Source organism: Azospirillum sp. TSH20 (assembly GCF_003115935.1).
Classification (GTDB): Bacteria; Pseudomonadota; Alphaproteobacteria; order Azospirillales; family Azospirillaceae; genus Azospirillum.
The window spans coordinates 1-13189 of sequence record NZ_LGQU01000147.1; the positions used below are offsets into that span (position 1 = coordinate 1).

The 13189-nt window shown below is 67.5% G+C and carries 8 protein-coding genes, 5 tRNA genes and 1 pseudogene; all 14 read left to right on the forward strand.

Annotation, left to right across the window (positions count from 1 at the left end; all coding sequences use genetic code 11):
* A pseudogene (locus tag TSH20_RS31310) lies at positions 1-188 on the forward strand (aldehyde dehydrogenase (NADP(+))); the annotation flags it as partial.
* 178 nt (positions 189-366) lie between these two features.
* Positions 367-1521, forward strand: a complete 1155-nt coding sequence (locus tag TSH20_RS31315) for a porin (protein ID WP_109155635.1) — start codon at positions 367-369, stop codon at positions 1519-1521.
* Between the two features lie 420 nt (positions 1522-1941).
* A complete protein-coding gene (gene ytfQ / locus TSH20_RS31320; RefSeq protein WP_109155636.1) occupies positions 1942-2913 on the forward strand; it encodes a galactofuranose ABC transporter, galactofuranose-binding protein YtfQ in 972 nt (323 codons plus the stop codon).
* A gap of 221 nt (positions 2914-3134) precedes the next feature.
* Positions 3135-4718 (forward strand): galactofuranose ABC transporter, ATP-binding protein YtfR, encoded by a 1584-nt coding sequence (gene ytfR, locus TSH20_RS31330; protein ID WP_109155638.1) that lies wholly within the window; start codon positions 3135-3137, stop codon positions 4716-4718.
* On the forward strand, positions 4715-5758 hold the full coding sequence (locus tag TSH20_RS31335) for an ABC transporter permease (RefSeq protein ID WP_109155639.1): 1044 nt from the start codon (positions 4715-4717) through the stop codon (positions 5756-5758). The genes ytfR and TSH20_RS31335 overlap by 4 nt, the downstream gene beginning before the upstream one ends.
* Entirely contained in the window at positions 5755-6741 is a 987-nt protein-coding gene (gene yjfF / locus TSH20_RS31340) for a galactofuranose ABC transporter, permease protein YjfF (RefSeq protein ID WP_085091061.1), read from the forward strand. Before TSH20_RS31335 ends, yjfF begins: the two co-directional genes overlap by 4 nt.
* Positions 6741-7787, forward strand: a complete 1047-nt coding sequence (locus TSH20_RS31345; protein WP_109155640.1) for an aldose epimerase family protein — start codon at positions 6741-6743, stop codon at positions 7785-7787. The genes yjfF and TSH20_RS31345 overlap by 1 nt, the downstream gene beginning before the upstream one ends.
* A gap of 110 nt (positions 7788-7897) precedes the next feature.
* Positions 7898-9514 (forward strand): phospholipase D-like domain-containing protein, encoded by a 1617-nt coding sequence (locus TSH20_RS31350; protein ID WP_199231861.1) that lies wholly within the window; start codon positions 7898-7900, stop codon positions 9512-9514.
* Between the two features lie 74 nt (positions 9515-9588).
* A tRNA-Leu gene (locus tag TSH20_RS31355) sits at positions 9589-9675 on the forward strand.
* A 38-nt stretch (positions 9676-9713) separates the two neighbouring features.
* Positions 9714-9789: transfer RNA gene (locus tag TSH20_RS31360), tRNA-Ala, on the forward strand.
* 73 nt (positions 9790-9862) lie between these two features.
* A tRNA-Asp gene (locus TSH20_RS31365) sits at positions 9863-9939 on the forward strand.
* 4 nt (positions 9940-9943) lie between these two features.
* Positions 9944-10018: transfer RNA gene (locus TSH20_RS31370), tRNA-Gly, on the forward strand.
* A gap of 29 nt (positions 10019-10047) precedes the next feature.
* Positions 10048-10122, forward strand: a tRNA-Val gene (locus tag TSH20_RS31375).
* 517 nt (positions 10123-10639) lie between these two features.
* Complete coding sequence (locus TSH20_RS31380; RefSeq protein ID WP_109155641.1) at positions 10640-13186, forward strand: multicopper oxidase domain-containing protein; 2547 nt, start codon at positions 10640-10642, stop codon at positions 13184-13186.
* Positions 13187-13189 lie beyond the last annotated feature (3 nt).

The window sequence follows — 13189 nt, forward strand, 5'->3', positions numbered from 1 at the left end:
TGCATGGCGGCCCGTTCCCGGCGACCTCGGACCCGCGCAGCACCTCGGTCGGCACGCTGGCGATCCGCCGCTTCCTGCGCCCGGTCTGTTACCAGGACTTGCCGCCCGACCTGCTGCCGGAGGCCCTGCGCGACGGCAACCCGCTGGGGCTGTGGCGGCGCATCGACGGAAAACTCGGACAGGACTGACCGACACCAGCAACCCGCAACGGCTGCGTCAGAGGGAGCGCTGACGCAGAGCAAACCGTCGGAACCGGCCGCGTGCCGGGTTCGGCGGCCGGGGACGGCGTGCGTCCGCGCATGGCCGAAGCACCGCTCCCGCACACGGTACCGAAGCAAGAACAAACCGCATTAAGAGGAAACCCTGATGGTGAGATCCGCTCTGCTGCTTGGCGCAGCCACCCTTTCGCTCGTCTCCGTCATGGCGGCCGGCCCGGCCTCCGCCCAGTCGAAGTTCGACGTTGTCATTGGCGGCGACGCCTATTTCGAAGCCGGCTATGTCGACCAGGACCGTGACGCCGGCCTGCGCTCCACCGAGTTCCGCAACCGGCTGCGCCTGCTGGTGACGCCGAAGGCCAAGGCAGACAACGGGCTGGAATATGGCGCCCGCCTGCGCCTGCTGGCCGAGAACGGCACCAGCAACGCCCGCACCGCCACCTATGACCGCGCCTTCCTGTTCGTCAACGGCAGCTTCGGCGTCCTGCATCTGGGCGTGGAGAACGGCCCGTCCGACGACAGCGGCATCATCGCCCCGTCCGACTGGGGCACCGGCGGCGTCGACGGCTCCTTCCCGTCCTGGCTCGGCAACAGCGCGGCCAATTCGCCGGTCACCATCGGGAACATCCGCGCCCTGATCTCCGGCAACCCTGCCACCCGCGCCACCTACTGGACGCCGGAGATCGCCGGCTTCAAGCTCGGCGCCTCCTACCAGCCGTCGTCGGACAGCAGCGGCACCGACGTCAACCGCTCCAAGTTCGCGCTGGCCTCGGCCAACCGCACCGGCGCCTATCGCGACGTCTACGAGGTCGGCGGCACCTACACCAACAACTTCGGCGGCGTCGCGGTCAATGCCAGCCTGTTCTACCTGGGCGGCAAGGCCAAGGACTCCAGCATCACCGGGGCGAGCTTCGACGATCTGTCCTCCACCCACGCCGGCCTGACCGTGGCCTATGGCGGGCTGAAGGTCGGCGGCAGCTATGCCTGGTCGGGCGACAGCGGCTATGCCAAGTCCAGCACCGCCGGCATCGTCAGCCGCGAGAAGCAGGACGTCTGGACGGCCGGCGCGCAGTACACCTTCGGCCCCACCACGCTGGGCGTCGGTTACCTGAACGCCAAGGACGCCGGCGACCTGACCGTGCGCGGCCGGACCAAGTTCGAGCTGATCACCGTCGGCGCCAAGTATGTCGTCGCCCCCGGCTTCGCCATCGGGCCGGAATACAACCACTTCAAGCTCAGCTCCGACGTCGCCGCCAACAGCGACAAGGGCGACATGTTCCTGGTCCAGGCGAACCTCGCTTTCTAAGGGCCTCGCCCTCTGATACCGGCCGGTTGACGTCCTGGCCCTTTCTTTCGGCTTCGCGCCGCCCGCGGTGTTGCTCTCCATCCCGCCGCGGCGGTTGCGTCCCGGCGCGCTCTCCCTCGGGTGCGTCGGCCCTGTTCCGGACTGGAGCAGGGTCACCTTACGGCCGGGCGGCCTTGCGCTGCCCGGCCGTTTTTTCGACCTGACTTTTTCGCCTGGTTTTGGGCCGGCCATATTCTTTTCGGCATCGTTCAGGTCGAGAATCGTATTGGACAGTTATGGTTCTGTGTACTTAAAGTAGGCATGACGAACAATTTCGGACCGGGCTGCGATCAGGAAAATTCCGCGCCCGTCCCGTCGCCTGCCTCCATCCAGCAAGCACCGCAATAAATCCTCGCCATAAAACCTCAGGGAGTGAAACGGATGTCCAGGAAATGGGTGATCTCCGCCGCCACCGCCGCCGCGGCGCTGTTCATCGGGTTGGGCGCCGTCCAGGCCGCCGATGCCAAGAAGCTGGTCGTCGGCTTCTCGCAGATCGGATCGGAATCGGGCTGGCGCGCGGCCGAGACGAAAACCGCCAAGACGGAAGCCGAGAAGCGCGGGATCGACCTCAAGATCTCCGACGCCCAGCAGAAGCAGGAGAACCAGATCAAGGCCGTGCGGTCCTTCGTCGCCCAGGGCGTCGATGCGATCTTCATCGCGCCGGTGGTGGCGACCGGCTGGGATTCGGTGTTGAAGGAGGCCAAGGAGGCGAAGATCCCGGTCATGCTGCTCGACCGGCAGATCGAGACCAAGGACCAGAGCCTGTACATGACCGCCGTCACCTCCGACACCGTGCATGAAGGCCGGGTGGCCGGCGAATGGCTGGCCAAGAAGACCGGCGGCAAATGCGCGGTGGTGGAGCTGCAGGGCACCGTCGGCTCCTCGCCGGCCATCAACCGCAAGAAGGGCTTCGACGAGATCGTCGCCAAGAATCCGGGGATGAAGATCATCCGCACCCAGTCCGGCGACTTCACCCGCGCCAAGGGCAAGGAGGTGATGGAGAGCTTCATCAAGGCCGAGAATGGCGGCAAGGGCATCTGCGCCGTCTATGCCCACAACGACGACATGGCCGTCGGCGCCATCCAGGCGATCAAGGAAGCCGGCCTGAAGCCCGGCCAGGACATCCTGGTCGTGTCCATCGACGGCGTGCCCGACATCTTCAAGGCGATGTCGGAAGGCGAGGCGAACGCCACGGTGGAGCTGACGCCGAACATGGCCGGCCCGGCCTTCGACGCGCTGATCGCCTACAAGAAGGACGGCAAGATGCCGCCGAAGTGGATCCAGACGGAATCGAAGCTGTTCACGCCCGACACCGCCAAGGAAGAGTATGAGCGCCGCAAGGACGCTTATTGATCGGGGTGAGGTTTGCAAGGTCCCTCTCCCGTCCCGGGAGAGGGAAGGGGCCCGCCGCGAAGCGGTGGGAAGGGTGAGGGGTTGGGCACGAAGCCAAGCGCTTCCGGTTCCTTGGATCACCCCTCACCCTCCCGCCTTCGGCGGGTCCCTCCCTCTCCCGGGACGGGAGAGGGCATTTCTACCGCCCACATTGTTTCTCCGCGCTTCCGGCGAGGTCCGCCATGACGGCATCCACCGCTCCCCCCCGTACCGCGCCTTCCACGTCGCCGCTGCTGGCGATCCGCGGGCTGTCCAAGGCCTTTCTCGGCGTTCAGGCGCTCGACGGCGTCGATTTCACCCTGCGCCATGGCGAAATCCATGCCCTGCTGGGCGAGAATGGCGCCGGCAAATCGACGCTCATCAAGACGCTGACCGGCGTCTACCAGCGCGACGGCGGCAGCGTGGCGCTTGAGGGACGGGAGATCGCGCCGCGCGGGGTGGAGGAGGCGCAGCGCCTGCACATCGGCACCGTCTATCAGGAGGTGAACCTGCTGCCCAACCTGTCGGTGGCGGAGAACCTGTTCCTGGGGCGCCAGCCGATGCGCTGGGGTCTGGTCGACCGTGGCGCCATGCGGCGGCGGGCGCGGGCCATTCTGATGCCCTACGGCCTGTCGATCGACGTGACGGCGCCGCTCGGCCGCTTTTCGGTGGCGACCCAGCAGATCATCGCCATCGCCCGCGCGGTCGACATGTCGGCCAAGGTGCTGATCCTCGACGAGCCCACCGCCAGCCTGGACGCGCAGGAGGTGGCGGTGCTGTTCAAGGTGATGCGGACCCTGCGGTCGCGCGGGATCGGCATCGTCTTCGTCACCCATTTCCTCGATCAGGTCTATGAGGTCTGCGACCGCATCACCGTGCTGCGCAACGGCCGGCTGGTGGGCGAGCGGCGGACGGCCGAGCTGCCGCGCCTGGATCTGGTCGCCATGATGCTGGGGCGGGAGCTGGAGGCGGCGGCGCACCGCATCGACCTCGGCCCGGCGGAGGTGGACAGCCGTCCGCCGCTGGCCAGCTTCAAAGGGTTCGGCAAGTCGCGCAGCGTCGAGCCCTTCGACCTCGACATCCGGCCGGGCGAAGTGGTGGCGCTGGCCGGCTTGCTGGGCTCCGGCCGCACAGAAACGGTGCGGCTGGTCTTCGGCATGGACCGCGCCGACCGGGGCGAGGCGACGGTCGATGGCCGTGCGGTGCGGCTGAAGGGGCCGCGCGACGCCGTGCGGCTCGGCTTCGGCTTCTGCCCGGAGGACCGCAAGAAGGAGGGCATCGTCGGCGAGCTGTCGGTGCGGGAGAACATCATCCTGGCGCTGCAGGCGCGGCAGGGCTGGCTGAAGCCGATCCCGCGCCGCCGGCAGGAGGAGATCGCCGACCGCTTCATCCGCCTGCTCGACATCCGCACGCCCGACGCCGAACGGCCGATCCAGCTGCTCTCGGGCGGCAACCAGCAGAAGGCGCTGCTGGCGCGCTGGCTGGCGACCGAGCCGCGGCTGCTGATCCTCGACGAGCCGACGCGCGGCATCGACGTCGGCGCGCATGCCGAGATCATCCGCCTGATCGAGCGGCTGTGCGCCGACGGCATGGCGCTGCTGGTCGTCTCGTCGGAGCTTGAGGAGATCGTCGCCTACAGCCGCCGCGTCGTCGTGCTGCGCGACCGCCGCCATGTGGCGGAACTGAGGGGAGGGGAGGTCAGCGTGGAGCGCATCGTCGCCGCCATCGCGTCGGAGACGCCAAATGCCATCGCGTCGGAGACGCCGAGTGTGGAGGTGCGGCAATGACGCTGTCCGCTCCCGGCCCGTCGCGCAACCTGCCGCAATATGGCGCGCTGGTCGCCGTGCTGCTGGCCAACTGGCTGCTGTTCCCGGATTTCTTCGCGATCCGCCTGCAGGACGGCCGGCTGTTCGGCAGCCTGATCGACGTGCTGAACCGCGGCGCGCCGGTGGCGCTGCTCGCCATCGGCATGACGATGGTCATCGCCACGCGCGGCGTCGACCTGTCGGTGGGTGCGGTCATGGCGATCTCCGGCGCCATCGCGGCCACCATGACCGGGGCGGGCTGGGGCCTGCCGGCGGTGCTGGCGGCGTCGCTGGCGGCAGGCCTGCTGTGCGGGCTGTGGAACGGGCTGCTGGTGGCGGTGCTGCGCATCCAGCCGATCATCGCCACCCTGATCCTGATGGTCGCCGGGCGCGGAATCGCCCAGCTGGTGACGGAGGGGCAGATCGTCACCTTCACCAGCCCGGCGCTGGCCTTCATCGGCGGCGGGTCCTTCCTGACCGTACCGATGCCGGTGGTCATCACCGTCGCGCTGCTGGCGGTGACGGCGCTGCTGGTGCGGGCGACCGCGCTGGGGCTGATGATCGAGGCGGTCGGCATCAACCGGCTGTCCAGCGCCGGGGCCGGCGTCAACACGCCGGTGGTGCTGGTCGCCGTCTATGTCTGGTGCGGCCTGTGCGCCGCGGTCGCCGGGCTGATCGTCACCGCCGACATCCGCGGCGCCGACGCCAACAATGCCGGGCTGTGGCTGGAGCTGGACGCCATCCTGGCGGTGGTGGTCGGCGGCACGTCGCTGCTGGGCGGGCGCTTCGGGCTGGTGCTGTCGGTGGTGGGCGCGCTGATCATCCAGGCGATGAACACCGGCATCCTGCTGAGCGGCTTCAAGCCGGAATTCAACCTGATCGTCAAGGCGGGCGTCCTGCTGGTCGTCCTGCTGCTGCAATCGCCGACGCTGACCCTGTTCCTGCCGCGACCCAAGGGCGCCCGGCCGCTGGGCAGGGTCAAGCCGCCGGTGGCGCCGACCAGCGGAGGGGCTAAGCCATGACCAGTGCACTCCAGCGGTTCCTTCCCCTGATCGTCACCACCGCCGTGCTGGTGGTCGGGTTCCTGCTGTGCGCGGCGCAGTTCCCCAACTTCGCCTCCTGGCGGGTGGTGGGCAACCTTTTGACCGACAATGCCTTTCTCGGCATTACCGCGGTCGGCATGACCTTCGTCATCCTGTCCGGCGGGATCGATTTGTCGGTGGGAGCGGTGATCGGCTTCACCACCGTGCTGCTGGCCGTGCTGATCGAGCATGGCGGCTGGCACCCGCTGGCCGCCTTCGCCGTCGCGCTGATCGCCGCCGGCGGCTTCGGCGCGGCGATGGGCGGGGTGATCCATGTCTTCCAGATGCCGCCCTTCATCGTCACGCTGGCCGGCATGTTCATCGCCCGCGGCCTGGGCTTCGTCCTGACCACCGATTCGGTGCCGATCAACCATCCGCTCTATGGCGAGCTGAACGACATCGCGCTGCGCTTCGGCGCCGGCGGCAAGCTCAGCCTGCCGGCGATGCTGATGCTGGGGGTGGTGGTCGCGGCGGTGGTGCTGGCGCACTGGACCCGCTTCGGCGCCAACCTCTACGCGCTGGGCGGCAACCGGCAGTCGGCGGAGCTGATGGGCGTGCCGGTCGGGCGGACCACGGTGGCGGTCTACGCGCTGTCGGGGCTGCTGGCCGGGTTGGCGGGGATCGTCTTCTCGCTCTACACTGGGGCCGGCTATTCGCTGGCGGCGACAGGGGTGGAGCTGGACACCATCACCGCGGTGGTGATCGGCGGCACCCAGCTGACCGGCGGCTATGGCTATGTCGTCGGCACCTTCGTCGGGGTGCTGATCCAGGGGCTGATCCAGACCTACATCACCTTCGACGGAACCTTGAGCAGCTGGTGGACCAAGATCGCCATCGGCGTGCTGCTGTTCGTCTTCATCCTGTTGCAGAAGGGGCTGCTGACGGTCTGGGCCGGCCGCGGCGGCGAACCGGCGGAGGCGTGATGCCCATCGAGAGTTTCCTGTTCGATACCGTCGAGGGGCGGCCGGTGGAGGGGTTCACCCTTTCCGCCGGCGGGCTGGAGGCGACCGTCATCGCCCATGGCGCCCGGCTGGTGCGGATGCTGGTGCCCGGCCGCGACGGGAGCAGCGACGACGTGGTGCTGGGCTTCGACCGGGTTGCCGATTACCTGGCGAGCGACGCCTATTTCGGCGCCACCTGCGGCCGGTACGGCAACCGCATCGGCGGGGCGGCCTTCACGCTGGACGGGGTGCGCCACGAGTTGGCCGTCAACGAGCCGCCGAACCAGCTTCATGGCGGGCCGGAGGGCTTCGACCGGCGGATCTGGGACGCCAAGGTCGATGAGGCTGAGAACGCGGTCACTTTCACGCATGAGTCGCCGGATGGCGACCAGGGCTATCCGGGGACGCTGACGGCGAGCACGCGCTACCAGTTGAGCGATGACGGGGTGCTGGACATCCGGATGACGGCGACGACCGACCGGCCGACCATCGTCAACATCGTCCATCACAGCTACTGGAACCTCGGGGGCCATGCCTCCGGCGATCTGCGCGACCATCGGCTGACGGTGCGGGGCGGCTTCACCACGCCGGTCGGTGCCGACCTGATCCCGACGGGGGAGGTGCGGCCGGTGGGCGGCACGGCCTTCGACCTGCGTGGTGATATGGGGCGCGGCGGGGTGGAACTGGGCGAGGCGCTGGAGGCGGTCGGTGGCTTCGGCTTCGACCACAACTGGTGCCTTGAGGGGCCGGTGGGGGAACTGCGGCCGGTGGCGGTGCTGGAGCATCCGGCATCCGGCCGGCGGATGGAACTGGCGACCGACCAGCCGGGCTTGCAGGTCTACAGCGGCGGCTATCTCAGCGAAAAAATCGTGGGGAAGGGCGGACAACCCTACCGACGCTTCGCCGGGCTGGCGCTGGAGAGTCAGCGGTTTCCCAACAGCCCGAACATCGGCCATTTCCCGTCGGCGCGGCTCGATCCCGGCGAAACCTACCGCCATCGGATGCGGCTGCGATTCAGGGCGGACTGAACGGAATCGGGGAACCGTCCGCCGGATTGCGGGGTTCATCGAAGGGCATGGCAGCGGTTCCGCTGCCGGTCCCGCGATGCCGCTCCACAACGCCGGAAGGAAAGCTCGACATGGCTGCGATGCCGGACGCCGCCCGTCCAGAGTCCGCATATCAGGCTGGCCAGACCCCGGCCCACCCGGTTCTGGTGCCCGGCCGGACCTGCTGGCGGATCGAAAAGGCGGATCGGGTGGCGGTCATCATCGACGCCGCTGCCTATTTCGCTCGGATCAAGGCGGCCATCCTCAATGCCCGCCACACGGTGATGCTGATCGGCTGGGATTTCGACACCCGGATCAAGCTGGAGCCCGACGACCCGATGTCGGGCGTGCCGAACGAGCTGGGCGATTTCCTGAGCTGGATCGTCCGGGTGCGGCCGGAACTGACCATCAATGTGCTGAAATGGGATCTGTCGATCCTGAAGATGCCGTTCCGCGGCGGGACCCCGCTGGTGCTGCTGGACTGGATGACCAGCCGGCGCCTGCGCTTCCGCCTCGATTCCGCCCACCCGCCGGGCGCCTGCCACCACCAGAAGATCGCCATCATCGACGATGCGCTCGCCTTCTGCGGCGGCATCGACATGACGACCGACCGCTGGGACACGCCCGACCACCGCGACGGCGACCCGCGCCGGGTGCGGCCGAGCGGCGAGCCATACGGCCCCTTCCACGATGTGACGACGGCGGTCGACGGGGAGGCCGCGCGGGCGCTGGGCGACCTGGCACGCGAGCGCTGGCGGCGCGCGACCGGCGAGGAGCTGGCCCCGCCGCCGCCGACCAAGGCGCACTGGCCCGAGGACCTGACGCCGGACTTCCGCGACATCCCCGTCGCCATTGCCCGCACCGATCCGATGACGGACCAACCCCAGGGCGGTGCCCGCGAGATCGAGGCGCTGTATCTGGCTGCCGTCGCCGCCGCACGCGATTTCATCTATCTGGAAAGCCAGTACTTCGCCTCGCAGAAGATCGTCGGCGCCATCACCGCCCGGCTGTCGGAACCCGACGGGCCGGAGGTGGTGGTGGTCAACCCCGAACGCACCCCCGGCTGGGTGGAGGAGGAGGCGATGGGCAGCGCCCGCTCGCTGCTGGTCCAGCGCCTGCGCGAGCAGGATCCGCACGGGCGTTTCCGCATCCTCTCGCCGGTGACCGAGGGCGGAAAGGGCATCTATGTCCATGCCAAGGTGCTGGTGGTCGACGACCGGCTGCTGCGGGTGGGGTCGTCCAACATCAACAACCGCTCCCAAGGGCTGGACACCGAATGCGACCTCGCCATCGAGGTCGCGCAGGGCGAGCGGCCGGAGGTGTGCCGCGCCATCCGCTCCGTCCGCACCCGCCTGATGGCGGAGCATCTGGGGGTCGAAGTGGAGGAGGTGGAGCGGACGGAGGAGGAGACCGGGTCGCTGACCGCCATGGTGGACCGGCTGATGCGCCCGGCCGGCCGCTCGCTCCGCCCGCTGGAACCGGAGCCGCTGAACGAGGCGGAGCGCCGACTGGTGGACGAGCGCCTGCTCGACCCCGACCGGCCGGAGCCGATGGCCGAGACGATCCTGCGCGGTGCGACGGCGTTCGGGGACGTCAACCGGGCGGCATGGCGCGTCGGGGTCGGGGTCGCCGCGGGGGCAGCGGTTGGGGTCGGACTGGCCCTTCTGGCCCGCCGGAACGGGCTTGGGAAAAATTTTCGCGGAGTGTGAATTCTCCGCTTGCGGGCCGCGATCCATCCCGCTACATAAGCGCTCCCCGCGGCGCCCAACGCGGTGCGGGGAAAGCGCTTGTGGCGGAATTGGTAGACGCGCTAGGTTCAGGTCCTAGTGGCTGAAAGGCCGTGGGGGTTCGAGTCCCTCCAAGCGCACCAACACTCCAAGTGTTGGTGAAGGGTAGCAGAAGTATAGTGGGGCCATAGCTCAGCTGGGAGAGCGCTACAATGGCATTGTAGAGGTCAGGAGTTCGATCCTCCTTGGCTCCACCACTTCTGAAGGTTTGGGTTTGTTTTAGGTCTTGTCTGTCGGGGTGAAGCCTTGTATAAGGCGCCGCTCCTCAGCGCGGGTGTAGCTCAGTTGGTTAGAGCGCCGGCCTGTCACGCCGGAGGCCGCGGGTTCAAGTCCCGTCACTCGCGCCACTTTGCGGGCGTAGCTCAGGGGTAGAGCACAACCTTGCCAAGGTTGGGGTCGAGGGTTCGAATCCCTTCGCCCGCTCCATTACTGGAGCGACAGTTTTGGGTTCCCGTGGTCTCGTAGCTCAGCGGGAGAGCACTACGTTGACATCGTAGGGGTCACTGGTTCAATCCCAGTCGGGACCACCATTCTGAAGGCCGCCAACCGGAACGGGTTGGCGGCCTTCGCCATTTTGGGACCATCGTTTGCTGCCGTCGCGAGACGGTGCTGAAGCGGGGTGCCCCCCGGCTTCGGATAGCCGGACCGTACATTCTGATTAGAGACGCCGCCCTGTTTGCACCGGTTCACGCCGTGGCGGTGCACCGGTACCGGTTGCCAAGGATTCGTCTGTAGCGCATGGCTGCGGCTTCCGATTTCGCTGACCATTCCTGGCATTACCTCTTCTTTCACAATTGTCCATGCACATCGCTAATATTAGTCTTCGGAAATAGTTCCTCTCACAAATTGCAAACCGGCGCTGCGCTCCAAAGCAGCGACAAACGGTAAGTCTATCCTTCGTCGCGTGAATCTTTTGAGCGGCCTTTGGGGCGTCCTTTGGGCCGCCTTTCGGGCAACGCACTTCCGACCAGCCAGGAAAGCCACACAGCCGGCGCACCCCGTGCGCCGGGCGGGGAAACGCGCAGCTTCAATAAACGGGAGGTGGTGATGGCCGTACAGCTCCTTGATGCGAACAGCCAGCCCAAGTTCATCAATAACTTCGCGGTGCCGACGGTGGTGGACGCCACACGGGGCGGCAGCTACGTCTTCGGTGTCGGGCAGGTCCAGCAGGACCTGGGCCTGTACGATAGCAACGGCGTGTCGCTCGGTCCGGCCACCACGGTCTGGGGCTACGGGGTGGAGAGCATCAACGGCAGGCCGGTCACTTTCACCCCATCCTATCCCGGACCGACCATCGTCGCGTCGTCGGGCACGCCCATCAAGGTGACGTGGCGTAACGAGCTGCCGGCCACCGGCTATCCCGCCTACATACCGCTTGACAGTTCGCTGCGCTGGGCGGACGTCAACTATGCCGGCGGTCAGGTGCCGATCGTCACCCACCTGCACGGCGGGCACACGCAGTCGGCCTATGACGGCTTGCCCGGTGCGTTCATTACGCAGGGGCAGGACAGCGGCGTCTACACCTACGACAACAGCCAGCCCGGCGCCACGCTGTGGTATCACGACCATGCGCTCGGCCTGACACGTCTCAACGTTTACATGGGGTTGGCCGGCTTCTACCTGCTGCGGGACGACACCATCAACCAACTGATGGGAAATCTTCCCGGTATCGGCAATTCGCGCCGCGCCAACCCGAGGCCCACCGTCCTGCCCGATGCCGCCCACGAATTCGGTGCTGCGATCCAGGACCGGGCTTTCACCACCGATGGGCAGCTCTACCGTCCCGGCAATGCGGCGGACGACCCGATTCCCGGCACCGGCAGCACGGTCGGCCAGGAGTTCCCCGGAAGTCACGGCTATCCCTTCGCCACGCCCGAGTTCTTCGGCGACTTCCTGCTGGTCAACGGCAAGGCCTGGCCGAAGCTGGACGTCGACCGCACCACCTACACCTTCCACCTGCTGAACGGGTCGGATTCACGCTTCTACACGCTGCAGCTCAACAATCCGAACGTGAAGATGACCCTGACCGGCACCGACGGCGGACTGCTGCCGCGGGCCATCACCATCGACAACGGCGACGGTCTGCATACCGCCAACGAACAGTTCGTCCTCGCGCCCGGCGACCGCGTCGACGTCGTGATGGACTTTTCCAAGCTGGCGCCCGGCGAGGCGGTCACCCTGGAGAATTTCGGCCCGGCCTGGACGCCGTTCAAGGGGCTGAACGCCGACGGCACCACCATCCTGGGGGACGACGCCGTCTCCGCCCAGGGCACATCGGTGGGCGAGGTGATGCGCTTCCAGGTCACCGGCAACGCCCCGGCTCCCCTGGCCACCGTGCAGGACGGAACGCTGCTCAATTCCAATTACCGGGACCTCGCCGCGTCGGTCGACCTCGCCAAGACCCCCGTTCGCAAGCTCGGCCTGTTCGAGAGCGAAACCCCGGACGGCCATATCATGCCGATGCTGGGAGCGGCCGAGGACACCACCGACATCGCTGGGCGGCCGGTCAAATTCGGCGCCCGCATGTGGGACGACGCCATCACCGAAGACCCGCTGCGCGGCTCCACCGAGGTGTGGGAGATCTTCAACAACACCGCCGACGCCCACCCCATCCACCTGCATCAGGTCCAGTTCCAGGTGCTGGGCAAGTACCGGATGGCGGACACCGACCTCAACGGCGACGGCTATCTCGGCAACGACTACGACCCGTCCTCCTTCGTTCCTCTGCGCCCGGAGGACACCGGAAGCCAGGACACCGTCTGGGTCGCCCCCAACGAGATGCTGCGCATCATCCAGACCTTCGAACTGCCCGGCAAGTATGTCTGGCACTGCCACATCCTGTCGCACGAGGACAACGAGATGATGCGGCCGTTCCAGACCATCAACACGGTGCAGGGGACCAACCGGCCGGACAAGCTGGACGGAACGGCCGACATCGACGCCATCACCGCGGGCCGGGGCGACGACCGGGTGTTCGCCATGGCCGGCGACGACCGCATCATCGCCACGGCCGGCGACGGCAACGACCGCTACGACGGCGGTGCCGGTTCGGACAGCTATGACCTCGGCGCGATCCAGACGGCGGTGACGGTGAACCTCGCCACCGGAACGGCGTCGGGCGCCGACATCGGCCGCGATACCCTGGTGGCCATCGAGAACGTGCAGGGCGGCGCCGGGAACGACGGCATTACCGGCGATCTCAACGCCAATTTCCTGATCGGCGGCGCCGGGAACGACACGATCGACGGCGGGGCGGGAAACGACACGCTGTGGGGCGGCATTGGCGACGACGACCTGACCGGAGGACTTGGTGCCGACAGCTTCCTCTATTACCGCGAGGTGGGGAGGAACACGATCGACTTCGGCAACGACGTCATCCGCGGCTTCGATCCCGGTGCCGACCGGCTGGAATTCGACAACCGCATCTTCGCCAGCTTCGATGCCGGACCCGATTCGCTGCTCGCGCATACGACGACGGTGTCCGGCAACGCGGTGATCAGCTTCTCCGACCCCGTCAGCGGTTCGGCGAGTTCCATCACGCTACTGGGGGTGTCGAAGGACGGTCTGCTCGGCAGCGCTTTCCAGTTCGTATGATCC